General features: G+C 65.4%; 17 protein-coding genes. All 17 read left to right on the top strand.

What is annotated here, in order from left to right; translation table 11 throughout:
- The first annotated feature begins 149 nt into the window (after positions 1-149).
- The 17 genes from coq7 (at position 150) to V6657_RS14380 (ending at position 19,673) form a co-directional block, all read left to right on the top strand.
- Entirely contained in the window at positions 150-803 is a 654-nt protein-coding gene (coq7, locus tag V6657_RS14460; protein WP_048933147.1) for a 2-polyprenyl-3-methyl-6-methoxy-1,4-benzoquinone monooxygenase, read from the top strand.
- Positions 804-1,173: 370 nt separating this feature from the next.
- The gene (gene mraZ / locus V6657_RS14455) at positions 1,174-1,602 is read left to right on the top strand and encodes a division/cell wall cluster transcriptional repressor MraZ (protein ID WP_024979191.1); all 429 of its coding nucleotides are present in this window, start codon (positions 1,174-1,176) and stop codon (positions 1,600-1,602) included.
- Positions 1,603-1,611: 9 nt separating this feature from the next.
- Positions 1,612-2,571, top strand: a complete 960-nt coding sequence (gene rsmH / locus V6657_RS14450) for a 16S rRNA (cytosine(1402)-N(4))-methyltransferase RsmH (protein ID WP_048933146.1) — start codon at positions 1,612-1,614, stop codon at positions 2,569-2,571.
- A 19-nt stretch (positions 2,572-2,590) separates the two neighbouring features.
- Positions 2,591-2,917 carry a cell division protein FtsL gene (gene ftsL, locus V6657_RS14445; RefSeq protein ID WP_048933145.1) on the top strand — a complete coding sequence of 109 codons (327 nt, stop codon included), beginning with the start codon at positions 2,591-2,593 and terminating at the stop codon, positions 2,915-2,917.
- Positions 2,914-4,701, top strand: coding sequence for a penicillin-binding protein 2 (locus V6657_RS14440; RefSeq protein WP_048933144.1), 1,788 nt, complete (start codon positions 2,914-2,916; stop codon positions 4,699-4,701). The genes ftsL and V6657_RS14440 overlap by 4 nt, the downstream gene beginning before the upstream one ends.
- A complete protein-coding gene (locus V6657_RS14435) occupies positions 4,698-6,242 on the top strand; it encodes a UDP-N-acetylmuramoyl-L-alanyl-D-glutamate--2,6-diaminopimelate ligase (protein ID WP_048933143.1) in 1,545 nt (514 codons plus the stop codon). The genes V6657_RS14440 and V6657_RS14435 overlap by 4 nt, the downstream gene beginning before the upstream one ends.
- Positions 6,239-7,678 carry a UDP-N-acetylmuramoyl-tripeptide--D-alanyl-D-alanine ligase gene (murF, locus tag V6657_RS14430; RefSeq protein ID WP_048933142.1) on the top strand — a complete coding sequence of 480 codons (1,440 nt, stop codon included), beginning with the start codon at positions 6,239-6,241 and terminating at the stop codon, positions 7,676-7,678. Before V6657_RS14435 ends, murF begins: the two co-directional genes overlap by 4 nt.
- A gap of 15 nt (positions 7,679-7,693) precedes the next feature.
- A complete protein-coding gene (gene mraY, locus V6657_RS14425; RefSeq protein ID WP_048933141.1) occupies positions 7,694-8,863 on the top strand; it encodes a phospho-N-acetylmuramoyl-pentapeptide-transferase in 1,170 nt (389 codons plus the stop codon).
- A gap of 164 nt (positions 8,864-9,027) precedes the next feature.
- Positions 9,028-10,527 carry a UDP-N-acetylmuramoyl-L-alanine--D-glutamate ligase gene (gene murD / locus V6657_RS14420; RefSeq protein WP_171017966.1) on the top strand — a complete coding sequence of 500 codons (1,500 nt, stop codon included), beginning with the start codon at positions 9,028-9,030 and terminating at the stop codon, positions 10,525-10,527.
- Positions 10,524-11,765: a putative lipid II flippase FtsW gene (gene ftsW, locus V6657_RS14415; protein WP_048933140.1), complete on the top strand. Its 1,242-nt coding sequence runs from the start codon at positions 10,524-10,526 to the stop codon at positions 11,763-11,765. Before murD ends, ftsW begins: the two co-directional genes overlap by 4 nt.
- Positions 11,762-12,847, top strand: coding sequence for an undecaprenyldiphospho-muramoylpentapeptide beta-N-acetylglucosaminyltransferase (murG, locus tag V6657_RS14410; RefSeq protein WP_048933139.1), 1,086 nt, complete (start codon positions 11,762-11,764; stop codon positions 12,845-12,847). Before ftsW ends, murG begins: the two co-directional genes overlap by 4 nt.
- A 15-nt stretch (positions 12,848-12,862) precedes the next feature.
- Positions 12,863-14,314: a UDP-N-acetylmuramate--L-alanine ligase gene (gene murC / locus V6657_RS14405; RefSeq protein WP_048933138.1), complete on the top strand. Its 1,452-nt coding sequence runs from the start codon at positions 12,863-12,865 to the stop codon at positions 14,312-14,314.
- On the top strand, positions 14,311-15,306 hold the full coding sequence (locus tag V6657_RS14400) for a D-alanine--D-alanine ligase (RefSeq protein WP_048933137.1): 996 nt from the start codon (positions 14,311-14,313) through the stop codon (positions 15,304-15,306). The genes murC and V6657_RS14400 overlap by 4 nt, the downstream gene beginning before the upstream one ends.
- A gap of 23 nt (positions 15,307-15,329) precedes the next feature.
- Positions 15,330-16,241, top strand: a complete 912-nt coding sequence (locus V6657_RS14395; protein WP_048933136.1) for a cell division protein FtsQ/DivIB — start codon at positions 15,330-15,332, stop codon at positions 16,239-16,241.
- On the top strand, positions 16,238-17,470 hold the full coding sequence (ftsA, locus tag V6657_RS14390) for a cell division protein FtsA (protein ID WP_021196099.1): 1,233 nt from the start codon (positions 16,238-16,240) through the stop codon (positions 17,468-17,470). The genes V6657_RS14395 and ftsA overlap by 4 nt, the downstream gene beginning before the upstream one ends.
- Positions 17,471-17,622: 152 nt before the next feature.
- Entirely contained in the window at positions 17,623-18,825 is a 1,203-nt protein-coding gene (gene ftsZ, locus V6657_RS14385) for a cell division protein FtsZ (protein ID WP_048933135.1), read from the top strand.
- Positions 18,826-19,172: 347 nt separating this feature from the next.
- Entirely contained in the window at positions 19,173-19,673 is a 501-nt protein-coding gene (locus tag V6657_RS14380; protein ID WP_048933178.1) for a peroxiredoxin, read from the top strand.
- Positions 19,674-19,681: the final 8 nt, after the last annotated feature.

The raw sequence follows: 19,681 nt of genomic DNA, 5'->3' as shown, positions 1-19,681 counted from the left end.
CGATCCCAGTGCCAACAGGGTTATCCCGTACAGTTGTGTTTGGTAGTTCCGATTCTGATTGGGAGCAAGGTCGTGCCAGGCCGCGGCCTTACAATGGCGCACGCGCCGCACGTCAGTGCTGGCGGCGCCTGATCTCAGGATCGACCTGCATGCTCGACAATTTCCTTCCCGAATTCGACCGCGCCCTGCGCGCTGTGACCGGCGTTACCCGCGCCAGCCGACCGAACCCTGCCGATGCCGTCATCGCCTCCGGTGCCTCTGCCACTGGCCCCGGTGACGCGGCCAAGCTCTCCGAGGCAGAGCGTCGTCATGCCGCTGGCCTGATGCGCGTCAATCACGTGGGTGAGGTGTGCGCCCAGGCGCTGTACCAGGGGCAAGCGCTGTTTGCGCGTGACCCCGCCATCCGCGCGCAACTCGACGAAGCCGCCCGCGAAGAAGAGGACCACCTTGCCTGGTGCGCCCAGCGCTTGCAGGAATTGAACGACCGCCCAAGCCTGCTCAACCCGCTGTGGTACGCCGGTGCCTTCGCCATCGGTGCGCTGGCCGGCCGCCTGGGCGACAAGATCAGCCTCGGCTTCGTCGCCGAGACCGAGCGCCAGGTCGAGCATCATCTCGACGGCCATCTCGACAAACTGCCCGAACAGGACACCCGCTCGCGCGCCATCGTCGCCCAGATGCGCGACGACGAAATCCGCCACGGCGACAATGCCCGCGAGGCCGGCGGCATCGATCTCCCTGAACCTGTCCGCCAAGCTATGCGTGCTGCGTCGCGCGTCATGACGACCGCCGCCTACCGCATCTGAACCGCGTGCCGCCACCCGGCGGCAACCCGCTCTCCACCATTCGCCCGACTTGCGCCGCAGTGGCCCTTTGCCTGCCGCTGCGGGCTTTGTCGCGTGCCATTCTTTCACGTGGTTTCTACATAAATCACGCTATCTCCTTCATTTGATTGAGAAAAGTGGCTCGGATGCCCTGCCGGGACTCGCTAAGTCATTGTTCTGATTGCAAATTTTCCCTCTCGCAGCCTCTGACAAGCCTTGACCGCCTAAAATGGTTCCTCTAAAGTGGGAAACAGTGTCAGAAAGTGTAGTTTTGTGGTTTGAAGAGGCTGTTTTGTGGCCCAGTTGACGGCGCGATCGTGAACGTCGCCGCTGTCCGGAGAGAGAATCCAACGTGTTCCAGGGTGCGTCGGCGCTGACGCTGGATGCCAAGGGGCGGATGTCCATTCCGTCGCGGCACCGCGAAGCGCTTCAGCTGCAGGCCGAGGGCCGGGTGACTGTGACCAAGCACCCGGACGGCTGCCTCATGCTGTTTCCGCGCCCGGAGTGGGAACGCTTTCGCGAGCGCATTGCCGCGCTGCCGATGGAAGCCCACTGGTGGAAGCGGATCTTCCTGGGCAGCGCCGCTGACGTGGAGCTCGATACCGCCGGCCGCGTCCTCATTACCCCGGAACTACGCACCGCGGCTTCCCTTGAACGCGACGTGATGCTGCTCGGCATGGGCAGCCACTTCGAAGTCTGGGACGCCGCCACGTACACCGCGAAGGAGCAAGCCGCCATGGCGCAAGGCATGCCCGACGCCCTCAAGAATTTCTCCTTTTGATGACGCGAGATGACAACCCAAGCCAGTACGGGACTGCGCCATCAAACGGTGCTCTTAGACGAAGCGGTCGACGCGCTGATCTGGCGCGACGACGGCATCTATATAGACGGAACCTTCGGGAGAGGCGGGCACAGCCGACTCATCCTGGAACGGCTGGGGCCCGGCGGCAGACTTGTCGCCTTCGACAAGGACCCGGCAGCAATCTCCGAAGCGGGCACCATCCAGGATGCCCGCTTCGCTATTGAGCATGACAGCTTCGCGCAGATGGCCCAGTGCCTGGATGCGCGCGGCGTGGAGCGGGTGGCTGGCGTGCTGCTCGATCTGGGCATCAGCTCGCCGCAGATCGACGAAGGCGCACGTGGCTTCTCGTTCCGGATGGATGGCCCGCTCGACATGCGGATGGACACCACGCGCGGCATCACCGCAGCCCAATGGCTGGCCGAGGCTGATGAGCGCGACATTGCGAGGGTGATACGGGACTATGGGGAAGAACGGTTTGCTGTACAGATTGCAAAGGCGATTGTTGCTCGCCGGGGCCAATCCGGGGATCGAGGTCCTCTCGATCGCACATCCGAGCTTGCCGCGCTCGTGGCGCAAGCCGTCAAGACACGCGAGAAGGGTCAAGACCCTGCGACCCGCACCTTTCAAGCTTTACGGATTCACGTCAATCAAGAGCTTGCGGACCTCGAAACCGGTCTGAAGGCTGCCTTTGATCGCCTGGAACAAGGGGGACGTCTCGTCGTGATCAGCTTCCATTCGCTGGAAGACCGCATCGTCAAGCGCTTCATGCAGGCCCTGGCGCGCCCGGAGCAATCCGCCGCGCCGGAAATGCGTCGGATGCCGCTGCGTGCGCATGAGCTGCCGGCGCCGCAGTTGCGCTTGCTGGGCCGTGTGAAGCCGTCGGAGGCCGAGGTGTCGGCCAATCCGCGTGCGCGCTCGGCCATCATGCGCGTGGCCGAGCGCTGCTGAGCCGACGGAGACGCACGCCATGAACCGCCTGAACATGTTCCTGCTGACTGCGCTGGTGCTGTGTGCACTGTCGCTGGTCAGTTCGCAGCATCAGGCGCGGCAACTGTTTGTCGCGCTGGATCGCGCGCAGGCGGAAGAAAAGCAACTCAACACCGACTGGTCGCGCTTGCAATATGAGCAGAGCGCGCTGGGCAAGAGCGCTCGCATTGCTGACATTGCGAGCAAGCAATTGAAGATGTCGCCCGCGCAGGCGGGTCGTACGCAGTATCTGCAGGGGTTTGCCGATGTGCCAGTGGCGCCTGCCACGCCGGCCAGCGCGCCCACGGCTTCAGGAGTACAGCCATGAGCGGCGCACGCAAATCCAACGGCACCACGGCGCGCGCGCGCCTGGGCCAGTTCTCCGCCAGCCCAGTGCTGGGCCTGCGCCTGCCGATGTGGCGCTCGAAGCTGGTCGTCTTCCTGATGTTCGCGGCGTTCATAGCGCTGATCGGTCGTGCGTTGTGGATTCAGGGCCCGGGCAACCGCTTCTACGAGGCCGAAGGCAAGAAGCGCTTCCAACGCACGTTGGAGTTGCCGGCCACGCGCGGCAAGATCCTTGACCGTAACGGTTTGGTGCTCGCTACCAGCCTGCCGGTGAAGGCCGTCTGGGCCGTGCCGGAAGACGTTCCGAACGACGTGCCCGGCACCGACATGCAGAAGCTCGCCAAGCTGCTCGGCATGAACAATAAGGAACTGGCCACCAAGCTGGGCGAAGACAAGGGCTTCGTCTACCTCAAGCGCCAAGTGCTGCCCGAGGTGGCCGACCAGATTGCCGCGCTCAAAATCGACGGTATCTATCAGACACGTGAGTACAAGCGCTTCTACCCGGAAGGGGAGGCGATGGCACACATCGTCGGCTTTACCAACGTTGAGGACAAGGGCCAGGAAGGCATGGAACTGGCGCGCGAGGTGGACCTCGCGGGTGCGGCCGGCCAGCGTCAGGTGATCAAGGACCGCCTCGGCCGCGTGGTAGAAGACGTGGGTGTGCTCAAGGCGCCGCGCGACGGCCACGATCAGACGCTATCGATCGACGCCAAGATCCAGTATCTGACCTTCAATGAACTGAAGGCCGCCATCGAGCGCACCCATGCCAAGGCAGCCAGCGCCATCGTGCTGGACGCCCAGACCGGTGAAGTGCTGGCACTGGCGAACTATCCGACCTACAACCCGAACGATCGCACCCGTCTGTCGGGCGAGCAGTTGCGCAACCGCGTGCTGACCGACACCTTCGAGCCTGGCTCGATGATGAAGCCGATCACCATCAGCCTGGCGCTGCAGCTCAAGCGCGTGACGCCCACCACGCTGGTGCAGACCAACGGCAAATTCAACTTTGAAGGCGCGACCATTTCCGACACCAGCAACTACGGCACGCTGACGGTCGCGCAGGTCATCCAGCACTCGAGCAACATCGGCACGACCAAGATCGCGATGACGCTCAAGCCACAGGAAATGTGGGACATGTTCACCAGCGTTGGCCTGGGTCAGGCGCCCAAGATCGGCTTTCCGGGCGCGGTGGCCGGGCGCCTGCGGCCGGCCAACAAATGGCGCCGCATCGAGCAGGCGACCATGTCGTATGGCTACGGCCTGTCGGTGTCGCTGTTCCAGATTGCCCATGCGTACACGATCTTCGCGCACGATGGCGAGCTGATCCCGATCACCATGTACCGCACCAATGGTCAGCCGCCGCAGGGCGAGCGCGTGATCTCGCCGGAGGTGGCGCGGCAAGTCCGTCAGATGCTGGAAACGGTGACGGCGCCTGGCGGTACCGCACCCCAAGCGCAGGTGATGGGTTACCGCGTGGGCGGCAAGACCGGCACGGCCTGGAAGCACACCGGCCGCGGCTATGACCGCTCCAAGTATCGCGCCTCGTTTATTGGCCTGGCGCCGATGTCGAACCCGCGCATCATCGTGGCGGTGAGCGTGGACGAGCCCACGGTGGGTAACCGCTACGGCGGCGGGGCGGCCGGCCCAGTGTTCTCTCAGATCGTGGGCGGCACCCTGCGCGCCTTGAACGTGCCGCCGGATTCGCCCGTGCGTCAGCTCGTGATGTCTCCGGAAGTGCCGGAAGAACCTGTGGGGGGGCTGCAATGACAGCCTTACCGAACTCGGATCGCCCATCCATTGCCGCGCGCCTCACGCCGGTGCTGGACTGGCTGCGTGCGCAGGTGCCGGCCGGGGCCGACATCACCAGCGACACGCGCAAGCTCAAGACAGGCGATGTGTTTGTCGCCTACGTGCTGGGCAACGTGCGTCAGCATGGCGACGGGCGCCCGCATATTCCGCAGGCCATCGCGGCCGGCGCATCCGCCGTGCTGGCCGAAGCGCACGGCTACGCGATGCCGGCCGATGCACCGGTGCGCATCCTGCCGGTGGACGGCTTGGCTGAGCTGGCTGGGCCGCTGGCTGCGCAGTGGTATAGCGTGCCCGGGCCGGATACGCTGCGTGTGATTGGCGTGACGGGCACCAACGGCAAGACGTCGTGCTCGCAGTGGATCGCGCAGGCGCTCACCAAGCAGGGCGAGCGTTGCGCAGTGGTGGGTACGCTCGGCACCGGGTTTGTCGATGCGCTGGTGGCCACCGGCTTCACCACGCCGGATGCCATCCAGCTTCAGCACAGCCTGGCCGATCTGCACCATGCCGGCGCGCGCGCCATCGCGATGGAGGTGTCATCGCACGGCCTGGAGCAAGGCCGCGTGGACGGTACGCGTTTCGATATCGCGGTGTTCACCAACCTCACGCAAGACCACCTCGACTACCACGGCACCATGGCCGAGTACGAGCTCGCCAAGGCGCGTCTGTTCAACTGGCAGGGTTTGCGTGCCGCCGTCATCAACCGCGACGACGCGGCCGGCGTGCGGTTGCTGCAAAACGCCCGCGCCGGTATCGAGACCATCGAATACGGTATCGATGGCGACGCGGCCTCGCAGCACGGCGCCAAGCACTGGCTGCGTGCCACCAACGTGCGTGCACATCGCACCGGCACGACCTTCGATGTGGACGGTTCGTTTGGCCACGCGACGGTGCATGCGCCGACGGTCGGCCTGTTCAACGTCTCGAATCTGCTGGGTGTGCTGGGCGCCTTGCTGGCGGCCGGCGTGCCGTGGCAGGACGCCATCGCGCGCCTGGAAAAGCTGCAGCCGGTGAGCGGCCGCATGGAGCGCTTCGGCGGCGAAGACGGCCCGCTGGTGGTAGTCGATTACGCCCACACGCCCGACGCGCTGGAGCAGACGCTGCGTGCACTCGCGCCGATTACCGAGGCACGCGGCGGCAAGCTGTGGGCCGTGTTCGGCTGCGGCGGTGATCGTGACCCCGGCAAGCGCCCGCAGATGGGCGGTATCGCCGAGCGGCTGGCGCAGCACGTGGTGCTGACTTCCGACAACCCGCGCAGCGAAGACCCGCAACACATCCTCGACGAGATTTCTGACGGCATGGACAACCCGCGCGCCGCGGCGCAGATCGAAGACCGCGCTGCGGCCATCCTGCACGCGGTGCGCCACGCCGATGCCCACGACGTGATCGTCGTGGCCGGCAAGGGACATGAATCGACGCAGGAGATTGCGGGCCGCAAGCGTCCGTTCTCCGATCAGGAACACGTGCGCCTGGCACTGGCCGCCCGCGGGGTGAACGCATGAGCGCCGCCCAAACCGTGATGATGCAAGCCACTGACGCCGCTGCCTGGATGGCCGGCGCACACCTCGTCGGCCCGGACGCTGCCATCCGTCGCGTGACGACCGATAGCCGTGCTGTCGAGCCCGGCGACCTGTTCGTCGCGCTGATCGGCGAACGTTTCGATGCGCACGACTTCCTGCCGGATGTGATTGCGCGTGGCGCCGCCGCGGTGCTGGTGTCGCGCGCGCTGCCGGGCACGCTGGATGTGAGCAACGTCGCCGTGCTGACGGTGGCCGACACGCGTATTGCGCTGGGGCAGCTTGCCGCTGGCTGGCGCCGTCAGTTCCCGATTCCGGTGGTGGCCGTCACGGGCAGTAACGGTAAAACGACGGTCAAGGAGATGATCTCTGCGATCTTCGCGCAGGCCGTGGGCGAAGACGCCCGCCTGGCGACCGCCGGCAACTTCAACAACGACATCGGCTTGCCGCTCACGCTGTTCCGCCTGAACGCGCAGCACAAGCTCGCTGTGCTTGAGCTCGGCATGAACCACCCAGGCGAGACGGCGGTGCTGGCCGCCATTGCACAGCCGACCGTGGCGATGATCAACAACGCGCAGCGCGAGCACCAGGAGTTCATGGTCAGCGTGGAAGCGGTGGCCGAAGAGCATGCCGCCGTGCTGGCCGCGTTGCCGGCCGATGGCGTGGCGGTGTTTCCGCGTGATGCGGCCAACGGTGGTGAATACGCACCCGTGTGGCAAGCGGCGGCCGGATCGCGCCGCGTGCTGGATTTCGGTATCGAAGCGGGCGCGGTGACCAGTGTGGTGACGGACACCGCCAACGGTCAGCACATGGATGTGCAAGCGCCGGGGCAACACTTCGCCTTCACGCTGCCGCTGCTTGGCGTGCACAACGCGCGCAATGCGCTGGCGGCCACCGCGTGTGCGCTGGCGGCGGGTGTTGCGCCCCAGGTGATCGCGCAGGCGCTGAGCAACTTCGCACCGGTCAAGGGCCGGCTGCAGCGCAAGCCGGGCGCCCGCGGCGGTCTCGTCATCGACGACACGTACAACGCGAATCCGGATTCCGTGCGTGCGGCCATTGACGCGCTGATGACGCTGCCGGCACCGCGCTGGTTGGTGCTGGGCGACATGGGCGAGGTTGGTTCGCAAGGCCCGGCATTCCACGAAGAGATTGGCGCGTATGCGCGCGAGCACGGCATCGATGCGGTGCTCGCAACGGGCGAACTGGCAAAACACACGGTGGATGCGTTTGGCGCCGGCGCACGGCATTTCGCATCAGCCGAAGCATTGATAGAACAAGGCGTGCCGGACATTGCACCGGGCGCAACGGTATTGGTGAAGGGCTCGCGCTTCATGCGGATGGAACGCATTGTCGAAGCGCTGGTCTTGAAAGACCCGGCTGCAGCATCGCCGGCAGATTCCACCACGCAACAGAAGCATTAAGGGAAGCAAGAACCCATGTTATTGGCATTGGCGCAATGGCTGCAGAACGACTACGGCTTCCTGCGCGTCTTCAACTATCTGACGTTCCGGGCCGTGATGGCGTCCCTCACGGCGCTGGTGATCGGCCTCGGGTTCGGGCCGTGGGTGATCCGTCGCCTGACGGAAATGAAGGTCGGCCAGGCCGTGCGCAGCTACGGTCCGCAGACCCACCTGGTCAAGGCCGGCACGCCCACCATGGGCGGTGTGCTGGTGCTCATCGGCATTGCCGTGTCCACGCTGCTGTGGGCCGACTGGGGCAACCGCTTCATCTGGATCGTGCTGCTCGTCACGCTCGGCTACGGCGCCATCGGCTGGGTGGATGATTACCGCAAGGTCGTGCACCGCGACCCGAAGGGCATGTCCTCGCGCGAGAAGTTCTTCTGGCAGACCGTGATCGGCCTGTTTGCTGCCGCGTACCTGGCGTTCTCGGTGTCCGAGACCAGCAACATGCGCGTGCTCGAACTGTTCCTGGACTGGGTGCGCAGCGGCCTGTCGATCAACCTGCCGGCCAAGTCGCACCTGATCGTGCCGTTCTTCAAGGAAGTCAGCTACCCGCTGGGCGTGTTCGGCTTCATCATCCTCACGTACCTCGTCATCGTTGGTTCCAGTAACGCCGTGAATTTGACGGATGGCCTGGACGGCCTCGTCATCATGCCCGTGGTGCTGGTGGGCAGCGCGCTCGGCATCTTCGCTTACGTGATGGGCAGCGCGGTCTACAGCAAGTACCTGCTGTTCCCGCACATTCCGGGCGCAGGCGAGCTGCTGATCTTCTGCTCGGCGATGGCCGGGGCAGGGCTTGCCTTCCTGTGGTTTAACGCGCATCCGGCGCAGGTGTTCATGGGTGACGTCGGCGCGCTGGCACTGGGCGGGGCGCTCGGCACCATCGCCGTGATCGTGCGCCAGGAGATCGTGCTGTTCATCATGGGCGGCATCTTTGTGGTCGAGACCCTCTCGGTGATGCTGCAGGTGACGTGGTTCAAGTTCACCAAGAAGCGTTACGGCGAGGGCCGACGCCTCTTCCGCATGGCGCCGCTGCACCACCACTTCGAGCTCTCCGGCTGGAAGGAGACGCAGGTGGTCGTGCGCTTCTGGGTCATCACCATGATGCTGGTGCTGATCGGCCTGTCGACCCTGAAGCTGCGATGAGCACGGACATGACTGAAACCATCGCCCATCCCGACGACGACATGGAGCCGACGCTGACGGAAGTGGCGGCTGAGTCCGTCGTGGGTGCGGACGTGGAGGCCGTGGCCGTCACGTTCGACTCTACTGAGCCGATGCCTGCCGCCGAGACAGCGCAAGAACCGCGCATGTTCGGCGAGTTCGATGCACCTTTCGTGCTGGTGCTCGGCCTGGGCGAATCCGGCCTGGCGATGGCGCGCTGGTGCGCACGCCACGGTGCACGGGTGCGCGTGGCCGACACGCGCGAGGCGCCCGCCAATCTGCCGACGCTGCGTGCGCATGTGCCGGATGCGGAATTCGTGAGCGGCCCGTTTGCCGTGTCGTTGTTGGAAGGCGTGACGCTGGTGGCGATCAGCCCGGGGCTGTCGCCGCTGGACGCCAACGTCGCTGCGCTGCTGGCCGCCGCTAAAGAGCGCGCCGTGCCGGTGTGGGGCGAGATCGAACTGTTTGCACGTGCACTCGCCGGCCTCAAGTCCGCGCAGGGCTACGCACCGCGCGTGCTGGCCATCACCGGTACCAACGGCAAGACGACGACCACTGCGCTCACCGGCGCTTTGGCTGAGCGCGCCGGCAAGACCGTTGGCGTGGCGGGCAATATCAGCCCGTCGGCGCTGGACAAGCTCACCGAGTGTGTTGACGCCGGCACGCTGCCGGACGTGTGGGTGCTGGAGCTTTCCAGCTTCCAGCTGGAAACCACGCACACGCTGGATGCCGACGCCGCGACCATCCTGAACATCACGCAGGATCACCTCGATTGGCACGGCACGATGGAAGCCTACGCGGCTGCCAAGGGCCGCATCTTCGGCGCCAACACCGTGCGTGTGCTGAACCGTCAGGACGCCGGTGTGATGGCGTTCGCGAGCAAGGGCGGCGACATCACGTTCGGCACGGACGAGCCGACTACCCCCGATGCACTCGGCCTGCTGCGCGAAGGCGGTATGCCGTGGATCGTGCTGGCAGAAGCCGATGAGGATGATCTGCCGACAAAGCCGGTCCGCCGAAAGAAGGGCGATACCACGCCCGCCGCGCCGGTGCCAGTGCGTCTGAAGCGCCTGATGCCTGCCGACGCGCTACGCATTCGCGGCTTGCACAACGCCACCAACGCGATGGCCGCGCTGGCACTGTGCCGCGCCATCGGTCTGCCGGTGAGCGCGCTGCTGCACGGCCTGCGCGATTACGCCGGCGAGCCACACCGCGTGGAGCTGATCGCCGCGTTTGATGACATCGAATTCTTTGACGACAGCAAGGGCACCAACGTCGGCGCGACGGTGGCGGCGCTCTCAGGCCTGTCCAAGCACGTGGTGCTGATCGCTGGCGGCGATGGCAAGGGGCAGGACTTCTCGCCGCTGGCCGCGCCGGTCGCGCAGTACGCGCGCGCCGTCGTCCTGATCGGGCGCGATGCACCGCTGATCCGCGAGGCACTGGCCAATACCGGTGTCACGCTGGTTGACGCACCGACGCTGGAAGCCGCTGTACAGGAAGCTGCCGCACGCGCGCAGCCGGGCGATGCGGTGCTGCTGTCGCCGGCGTGTGCGAGCTTCGACATGTTCCGCAACTACGAACACCGCGCGCAGGTATTCCATGAAGCCGTGGTGGCGCTCGCCGCCGACCGAGGAGTCCTCCTATGAGCGACACCCAGATCAAACGCAGCGGCTTCATCGGCGCGACCATCGGCAATGCGTGGGGCGGCTTGCGCGACGCCGTCTCGGGCGTCAAGCCGACGCGCTCCAAGATGATGGAGTACGACCAGCCGCTGATGTGGGTGGCGATCGTGCTGCTGGGTCTTGGCTTGGTGATGGTGTATTCGGCGTCGATTGCGCTGCCGGATTCGCCCAAATATGCGAACTACAGCAACGGTCACTTTCTGACGCGCCACATGTTCTCGCTGCTGATCGGCGTGATCGGCGCGGTCGTGGCATTTCAGATTCCGATCAAGTTCTGGGACAAGTACGCGCCCAAGCTGTTCATCATCGCGCTGGTGTTGCTGATCATTGTGCTGGTCCCGCATGTGGGCAAGGGCGTGAACGGCGCGCGACGCTGGTTGCCGCTGGGCATCATGAACTTCCAGCCGTCGGAGTTGATGAAGCTGGCGGTGGTGCTGTACGCCGCCAACTACACGGTGCGCAAGCAGGACTGGATGCAGAGCGTGCGCAAAGGCTTCCTGCCGATGGGCGTGGCGGTGGCCTTCGTGGGTGCGCTGCTGCTGCTGGAGCCCGACATGGGCGCGTTCCTGGTGATCGCGGCGGTGGCCATGGGCATCCTGTTCCTGGGCGGCGTGAACGGCAAGCTGTTCGGCGGGCTGGTGCTGACGGCGGTGTCGACGTTCTCGCTGCTGGTGCTGCTGTCGCCGTGGCGGCGTGAGCGGATTTTCGCGTACCTGAATCCGTGGCAAGAGGAATACGCGCAGGGCAAGGCGTACCAACTCACGCACTCGCTTATCGCCTTCGGCCGCGGCGAGTGGACCGGCGTCGGCCTGGGCGGCAGCATCGAGAAGCTGCACTACCTGCCCGAAGCGCACACCGACTTCATCCTCGCGGTGATCGGCGAGGAGCTCGGCTTCATCGGCGTGCTGATCGTGATCCTGCTGTTCTACTGGATGGTGCGCCGCGCATTCGAGATCGGCCGTACCGCGCTGCAGCTCGACCGCACGTTCGCTGGCCTGGTCGCCAAGGGCTTGGGGATCTGGATCGGCTGGCAGGCGTTCATCAACATGGGTGTGAACCTGGGCTTGTTGCCGACCAAGGGGCTGACGCTGCCGCTGGTGAGCTACGGCGGCTCGGGCATTTTGATGAACTGCGTGGCGGTCGCGCTGTTGCTGCGTATCGACTACGAGAATCGCGTGTTGATGCGTGGGGGCAAGGTATGACGGCCAACGCGCCGCGCACCCTTCTCGTCATGGCCGGCGGTACGGGCGGCCACATCTTCCCCGCGTTGTCGGTGGCCAAGCTGCTGGCCGCGCGTGGCTGGAAGGTGGTGTGGCTCGGCAATGCAAACGGCATGGAAGGCCAACTCGTGCCCAAGCACGGTTTTCCGCTGGAATCGGTGCAGTTTGGTGGCTTGCGCGGCAAGGGCCTCGTCACCAAGTTCCTGCTGCCGCTGAATCTGCTGCGGGCGTTCTGGCAAAGCCTGGGCGTCGTGCGCCGTGTACGTCCGAACGTCGTGCTGGGCATGGGCGGCTACATCACCTTCCCGGGCGGCATGATGAGTGTGCTGCTGGGCCGCCCGCTGGTGCTGCACGAACAGAATTCGATTGCCGGCCTCGCCAATCGCGTGCTCGCGCGCGTGGCAGATCGTGTGCTGTGTGCATTCCCGAATGCGCTGGCCGGCGCCGAGTGGGTCGGCAACCCGATCCGCGCGGATCTGGCGACGCTGCCGTCGCCGCAAGCGCGCTATGCGGAGCGCACCGGCCCGCTGCGCGTGCTGGTGGTGGGCGGCAGCCTGGGTGCGGCCGCACTCAACGACGTGGTGCCCAAGGCGTTGGCGCTGTTGCCCGCCGACACGCGCCCGATCGTCATTCACCAAGCCGGCGCCAAGCAGATCGACATGCTGCGCGCCAACTACACCGCCGCCGGCATTGATGACACGCACGCGCAGGCCGTGCCCTTCATCGACGACATGGCTGCTGCCTATGCGCGTGCCGATCTCGTGATCTGCCGCGCCGGTGCAATGACTGTTTCTGAAGTGGCTGCGGCGGGTGTCGCGGCGTTGTTCGTGCCGTTCCCGCATGCGGTGGACGACCACCAGACCACCAACGCGCGCTTTCTGTCCGAACGCGGCGCGGCCTTGTTGGTGCCTCAGCCGGAACTGGGTCCGGCCTCGCTGGCAGATACACTCGCGTCCCTGACGCGTGCGCAATTGGCCGATATGGCGGCTAAAGCACGTGAACAGGCAAGGCCGGAAGCGGCCGAGCGTGTCGCCGACGTGTGTGTTGCGGTGGCACGGGCATAGGGAAGGAATCGACTGATGAAGCACATCGTTAAGAACATCCATTTCGTGGGCATCGGCGGCGCCGGCATGAGCGGCATCGCCGAGGTGCTGCTGAATCTGGGCTACCGCGTGACGGGCTCGGACTTGGGAACGAGCGCGGCGACGCAGCGCCTCGCCTCGCTGGGCGCGACCGTCATGCAGGGCCATGCGCCGGAACATGTGATCGGCGCCAACGCGGTGGTGGTCTCCACCGCCGTGCGCGGTGACAACCCGGAAGTGCTGGCCGCGCGCGCCAAGCGCATCCCCATCGTGCCGCGCGCGGTGATGCTGGCCGAGCTGATGCGCCTCAAGCAGGGCATCGCCATTGCCGGCACGCACGGCAAGACGACGACCACCAGCCTGGTCGCCTCTGTACTGGCCGAAGGCGGCCTGGACCCGACCTTCGTGATCGGTGGTCGCCTGAACTCCGCTGGCGCCAACGCGCGGCTGGGCACGGGCGACTTCATCGTCGCCGAGGCGGACGAGTCCGACGCGTCGTTCCTTAACCTGTTCCCCGTGATCGAAGTCATCACCAACATCGATGCCGATCACATGGAGACCTACGGGCACGATTTCTCGCGCCTGAAGCAGGCCTTCATCGAGTTCACGCAGCGCCTGCCGTTCTACGGCATTGCCGTGTTGTGCGTGGATGACCCGAACGTGCGCGAGATCCTGCCGTTCGTGTCCAAGCCAGTGGTGCGCTATGGCTTTGCCGAAGATGCGCAGGTGCGCGCCGTCAATACTCGCGCCGTGGATGGCCGCATGGAATTCACCGTCATCCGTCAGCTCAACGGCCACGCCGAGCCGCCGCTGTCGATCACGTTGAACCTGCCGGGCCTGCACAACGTGCAGAACGCGCTGGCCGCCATCGCCATCGCCACCGAGCTGGAAGTGCCGGACGAGGCCATCGTCAAGGCGCTGGCCGAATTCAACGGCGTGGGCCGCCGCTTCCAGCGCTACGGTGAAGTGCCGACCGCCGACGGCAAGGGCCGCTTCACGCTCATCGACGACTACGGCCACCACCCGGTCGAGATGGCCGCCACGCTGGCTGCCGCCCGTGGTGCATTCCCGGATCGCCGCCTCGTGCTGGCCTTCCAGCCGCACCGCTACACCCGCACGCGCGATTGCTTTGAAGATTTCGTGAAGGTGCTCGGCACCGTCGACGCACTGCTGCTGGCCGAGGTGTACGCCGCAGGCGAACCGCCCATCGTGGCGGCCGACGGTCGTGCGCTCACCCGCGCGCTGCGCGTGGCCAACAAGATCGAGCCGGTGTTCGTGGAACAGATTGAAGACATGCCGCAAGCCATTCTGGATGCGGCGCAGGACAACGACGTGGTCATCACCATGGGTGCAGGGACGATCGGGCAAGTGCCGGGCCAGGTGGTTGCGCGGCAGGCCGAGGTACGTGCCTCGAATGTGGTCGATCTGAATGGAGGCGCGGCAGCATGAGCACCGGTCCGTTCGTTCCGCATCCGACGATTGATCCGAAGTCCCTCGGCAAGGTTGGCGTGCTGCTGGGGGGGCGCTCGGCTGAGCGGGAGATTTCCTTGTTGTCGGGCAACGGCGTGCTGGCTGCGCTGCGTTCGCGCGGCGTGGATGCGCATCCGTTTGACCCGGGTGTGCAGCCGGTAGCCGATTTGGCCACGCAAGGTTTTGATCGCGTGGTGATCTCCCTGCATGGCCGCTTTGGCGAAGACGGCACGATCCAGGGGCTGCTCGAGCAGTTCGGCATTCCGTACACCGGTAGTGGCGTACTCGCGTCTGCGCTGGCAATGGACAAGGAAGCCACCAAGCGTCAATGGCAAACGCATGGCCTGCCCACGCCCGACTTCGTGATGCTGCACGCCGGTGCCGACTGGCAAGCCGTGGCCGACCGCCTGGGCCTGCCGCTGATCGTCAAGCCGGCGCGTGAAGGTTCGTCGATTGGCCTGACCAAAGTGACGAGCGCTGCCGAGTTGCCCGCCGCCTACGAAAAGGCCGCGCGCCTGGACCGCGACGTGATGGCCGAACAGTTCATCGACGGCGACGAACTGACCTGCCCCGTGATCGGCGAAGGCGAGAGCGCGACTGCGTTGCCGCTCATCCGCATCGTCGCGCCGCAGGCCAACTACGACTACCAGAACAAGTACTTCACCGACGACACGCGCTACGAGTGCCCGGCACCGATTCCGGCTGACGTGGCCGCCAAGGTGCAGTCGCTGGTGGTGCAGGCGTATCGCGGGCTGGGCTGCCGTGGCTGGGGCCGCGCCGACATCATGCTGCGCAAGTCTGACAACGCGCCGTTCCTGCTGGAGATGAATACGTCGCCGGGCATGACCGGCCATTCGCTGGTGCCGATGGGCGCGCGCGCTGCGGGCATCAGCTACGAAGATTTCGTGTTGCAACTGGCGGCGAGCGCGTCGCTGGAGCTGCACGCAAGCACCGATTGGAAACCTGAGTAAGCCGAACCGGCCAGCACAACGTTATGTGGCACAACACCCGTCTCCTCAACGCCGTCGCGAGTGCGCTGTATGCACTGCTCGCGCTTGGCGGCTTGGGTGTGGGGGCGGTCTGGCTGATGCAGCGTCCGATGTTCCAGTTGCAGCAGGTCCGCGTGATGCCGATGGCGGGTAGCGAAATGCGCCACGTGAACGCGCCGAGCCTTCGCGCCAACGCGTTGGTCAAGCTGCGCGGCAACTTCTTCACGCTGAACCTGGACGACGCGCGTCAGGCCTTCGAATCCGTGCCCTGGGTGCGCCACGCCAGCGTGCGCCGCGTGTGGCCCAACGGGCTACTGGTAGAAGTGCAGGAGCATGAGGCGCTGGGCACGTGGGGCGGCAACGACTCCGGCAAGCTGGTCAACACGTACGGCGAGGTCTTCGTTGCCAACCTGGCCGAGGCGGAAGACGACGCTGATCTGGTGGCCCTGGCCGGCCCCGACGGTACCGAGCAGGAAGTGGTCGACAAGCTGGAAACCATGACCGAGTGGTTCAAGCCGATGAACACCGAGCCCGTGAGCGTGACGCTCACCGACCGCTACGCGTGGCGCGCGCGGTTGTCCAACGGCACGGTCGTCGAGTTTGGCCGCGAGTTGAATGATGACGATCGCACCGCGCTGGCCGCGCGTGCCCGCCGCTTTGTGCGTGCGTGGCCGCAGGTAACGCAGCGCTGGGGCGGTCAGATTGAATACGCCGATCTGCGTTACCCCAACGGGTTCGCGGTTCGGGCGGCGGGTGTGCGCTTCCTGACCGATGCGCAGGCTGCGGTGCTGGCCAAGGGGGGCAAGTTGCCCGGCACCACGAATGGCACCAGCAGTGCCGCAAAGCCGAAAGCCACGCTGGGGGGTAAGCCGGTGGCCAACAACAAAGCAACGCGAAGCACAGAGAAAACGCGATGAGCAAGGAATACAAGGATCTTCTGGTCGGGCTGGACATCGGCACCTCCAAGGTAGTGGCGGTGGTGGCCGAACTGCGCCCCGACGGCGCCTACGAGGTCATCGGCATGGGCCAGACCGAATCGAAGGGGCTGAAGAAGGGCGTGGTCGTCAATATCGAGGCGACCGTCCAGTCGATCCAGAAAGCGCTCGAAGAAGCGGAGCTGATGGCTGACTGCAAGATCGGCGAGGTGTTCACGGGCATCGCCGGCAGCCACATCCGCAGCTTCAATTCGAGCGGCATGGTGGCGATCAAGGACAAGGAAGTCACCTCCACCGATGTGGCCCGCGTGATCGAGACCGCCAAGGCCGTCAACATCCCGACCGATCAGCAGATCCTGCACATCCTCACGCAGGAATTCATCATCGACGGTCAGGAAGACGTGCGCGAGCCGATCGGCATGAGCGGCATCCGCCTCGAGGTGAAGGTGCACATCGTGACCGGCGCGGTGAGCGCGGCGCAGAACATCGTCAAGTGTGTGCGCCGCTGCGGGCTTGAGGTGCACGACCTGATCCTGCAACCGCTGGCGTCGAGCCTGGCTGTGCTGACGGAAGACGAAAAGGAACTCGGCGTGGTGCTGGTCGACATCGGCAGCGGCACGACCGACATCGCCATCTTCAGCGAAGGCGCGATCCGCCATACGGCTGTGATCCCCATCGCCGGCGACCAGATCACCAATGACGTCGCCATGGCTCTGCGCACGCCGACGCCGGACGCCGAGGACATCAAGGTCCAGTACGGCATCGCCAAGCAGGTGCTGGCCGATCCGGACGAGATGATCGACGTGCCGGGCGTGGGCGACCGCGGCCCGCGCACGCTCTCGCGTCAGGCGCTGGCCGCTGTGATCGAGCCGCGCGTGGAAGAGTTGTTCTCGCTCGTGCACCAGGTGGTGCGCGAATCCGGTTACGAGGAACTGCTCTCCAGCGGCGTGGTCCTCACCGGTGGCACCGCCATGATGCCCGGCATGGTTGAACTGGGTGAAGACATGTTCTTGAAGCCCGTGCGGGTAGGTGTGCCCGAGTACCGCGGCAACCTGCACGAGGTGGTGAAGAGCCCGCGTTACGCCACGGTGATGGGCCTGCTGCAGGAAGGCCGGGTGCAACGCATGCGCGGGCGCAAGGTGGTGGTGCAGTCCGGATCGGCCAAGCAGATCTGGACGCGCATGAAGGAATGGTTCATCGGCAATTTCTAAGCACGCGTGTGCTGAGGATTGGCGATGCGCTCCCCGATGTGTTCACACACGGGAGCAAGTTGAGTTTCTTGTTTTGATGTTTTTTGTTCAGGAACCAGGGGTTGCGGCGGGGAGGCTGCATCGTCTGGGACTGATCACTTCTGGAGGCAACGATGGACTTCGACATGATTGAAACGGAAATGCAGGACGGCACCATCATCAAGGTGGTCGGCGTCGGCGGCGCGGGCGGTAACGCCGTGCAGCACATGATCAGCCGCGGCGTGCAAGGCGTGGAATTCATCTGCATGAACACCGATGCGCAAGCGCTCAAGCGCTCGACCGCCTCGCGCGTGCTGCAACTGGGCAGCACGGGTCTGGGCGCGGGCGCCAAGCCGGAAGTCGGCAAGCACTGCGCAGAAGAAGCCCGTGAGCAGATCGCCGACGCACTGCGCGGCGCGCACATGGTCTTCATCACCGCCGGTATGGGCGGTGGCACGGGCACGGGCGCCGCTCCGGTGGTCGCACAGATCGCCAAGGAAATGGGCATCCTGACCGTGGGCGTGGTCTCCAAGCCGTTCGACTTCGAAGGCGCACGCCGCGCCAAGATGGGCGAAGCCGGCGCGAATGATCTGGAAGGCAACGTCGATTCGCTGATCGTCGTGCTCAACGAAAAGCTCTTCGAAGTCATGGGCGACGACGCCGAGATGGACAAGTGCTTCCAGTGCGCCGACGACGTGCTGCACAACGCTGTGGCCGGTATTGCAGAAATCATCAACGTCGATGGTCTGGTGAACGTCGACTTTGAAGACGTGAAGACCGTGATGGGCGAACAAGGCAAGGCGATGATGGGCACGGCCACCGTGTCCGGCGTCGACCGTGCACGCCTGGCCGCCGAGCAAGCTGTGGCAAGCCCGCTGCTGGAAGGCGTGGACCTGTCGGGCGCACGCGGCGTGCTGGTCAACATCACGGCCAGCCGCTCGCTCAAGCTGTCTGAGACCAAGGAAGTGATGAACACCATCCGCAGCTATGCCGCGGAAGACGCTACCGTCATCTTCGGTACGGTCTACGACGATGCCATGGGCGACGCACTGCGCGTGACCGTGGTGGCCACGGGCCTGGGCCGCGCTGCACGCAACAAGCAACAACAGCAACAGACGATGACGCTGCTGAAGACCGGTACCGACAACCAGCCGGTGGCCTTTGGCGGTGGCGCCATGGGTCATTCGGTGGCGGCCGCGCCGGACTACAGCAGCTTCGACACCCCGGCCGTGTGGCGCAGCTCGCGTGAGTCGGCATCGGCGCACGTGGCAGCACTGCAGGAAAAGGGCGTCGACACGTACGACATTCCGGCATTCCTGCGCAAGCAGGCGGACTGAGTCAGGCAAAGCGCCCGCGCACGTCCGGCTGCCGGTGGCACCCCACGCCGCGTGCGGCTCACGGCTCCCCTCCCGTGACCGCCGTTGTGTGATGGTCTGCCGCTGAACAGTCGACAGCGCGCGACAGCAGTAGACGAATAGGACGCAGTCGTTGCCGCCGGGCGGGCTGGCCTCTGGCCGCCTCCCCGGAAGGGTTCAGCCCGCCCGGCGGGTGTGCCCGTTCGTCGTGTCGCATGTGGTGCCGTGTTCCTGATGTGGTTGTCTCCCAAGACCGCCCGCGTGATTCCCTCACGCGGGCGGTCTCGTTCTATGATCGCGGTATCGGTGCGCAACGATTCATCACCATCATGATCCAGCCTGGTCAACCACTTCCCGACGCAACGCTGTACGAGTTCTTTGAAGTGGAAAAGGACGGCTGCACGCTCGGACCCAACGCCTTCTCGGTCGAGCACCTGGCAGAAGGCAAGACGGTCGTTATCTTTGGCCTGCCCGGCGCCTTTACGCCGACCTGTTCGGCGCGGCATGTTCCCGGCTATGTGGCGAACTACGACGCGCTGCGTGCCAAGGGCGTTGACGAGATCTGGTGTGTGTCCGTCAACGATGCGTTCGTGATGGGCGCATGGGCACGCACGCAGGGCAGCGAAGGCAAGGTCCGCATGTTGGGTGACGGCAGCGCCGAGTTCACGAGCAAGCTCGGCCTCGACCAGGATCTCTCCAAGCGCGGCATGGGCGTGCGTTCGCAGCGCTACGCGATGGTCGTGAAAGACGGTGTGGTAACAGCGCTACAGGTGGAGGCGCCCGGGCAGTTCGTCGTTAGCAGCGCCGAATCGATCCTGGCGATACTCTGACGCCACGC

Origin of the sequence: Ralstonia sp. RRA (assembly GCF_037023145.1) — a bacterium.
Taxonomy (GTDB): domain Bacteria; phylum Pseudomonadota; class Gammaproteobacteria; order Burkholderiales; family Burkholderiaceae; genus Ralstonia.
Note: the sequence above shows the minus strand (reverse complement) of the source record. Positions and strands in the feature narration are given on the sequence as shown.

Coding starts and splice junctions, on each gene's coding strand:
- ftsL (WP_048933145.1), top strand. CDS start 2,591: ATGAACCGCCTGAACATGTTCCTGCTGACTGCGCTGGTGCTGTGTGCA.
- V6657_RS14440 (WP_048933144.1), top strand. CDS start 2,914: ATGAGCGGCGCACGCAAATCCAACGGCACCACGGCGCGCGCGCGCCTG.
- ftsZ (WP_048933135.1), top strand. CDS start 17,623: ATGGACTTCGACATGATTGAAACGGAAATGCAGGACGGCACCATCATC.
- mraY (WP_048933141.1), top strand. CDS start 7,694: ATGTTATTGGCATTGGCGCAATGGCTGCAGAACGACTACGGCTTCCTG.
- murD (WP_171017966.1), top strand. CDS start 9,028: ATGTTCGGCGAGTTCGATGCACCTTTCGTGCTGGTGCTCGGCCTGGGC.
- V6657_RS14395 (WP_048933136.1), top strand. CDS start 15,330: ATGTGGCACAACACCCGTCTCCTCAACGCCGTCGCGAGTGCGCTGTAT.
- V6657_RS14400 (WP_048933137.1), top strand. CDS start 14,311: ATGAGCACCGGTCCGTTCGTTCCGCATCCGACGATTGATCCGAAGTCC.
- V6657_RS14435 (WP_048933143.1), top strand. CDS start 4,698: ATGACAGCCTTACCGAACTCGGATCGCCCATCCATTGCCGCGCGCCTC.
- ftsA (WP_021196099.1), top strand. CDS start 16,238: ATGAGCAAGGAATACAAGGATCTTCTGGTCGGGCTGGACATCGGCACC.
- murF (WP_048933142.1), top strand. CDS start 6,239: ATGAGCGCCGCCCAAACCGTGATGATGCAAGCCACTGACGCCGCTGCC.
- rsmH (WP_048933146.1), top strand. CDS start 1,612: ATGACAACCCAAGCCAGTACGGGACTGCGCCATCAAACGGTGCTCTTA.
- coq7 (WP_048933147.1), top strand. CDS start 150: ATGCTCGACAATTTCCTTCCCGAATTCGACCGCGCCCTGCGCGCTGTG.
- murC (WP_048933138.1), top strand. CDS start 12,863: ATGAAGCACATCGTTAAGAACATCCATTTCGTGGGCATCGGCGGCGCC.
- murG (WP_048933139.1), top strand. CDS start 11,762: ATGACGGCCAACGCGCCGCGCACCCTTCTCGTCATGGCCGGCGGTACG.
- V6657_RS14380 (WP_048933178.1), top strand. CDS start 19,173: ATGATCCAGCCTGGTCAACCACTTCCCGACGCAACGCTGTACGAGTTC.
- ftsW (WP_048933140.1), top strand. CDS start 10,524: ATGAGCGACACCCAGATCAAACGCAGCGGCTTCATCGGCGCGACCATC.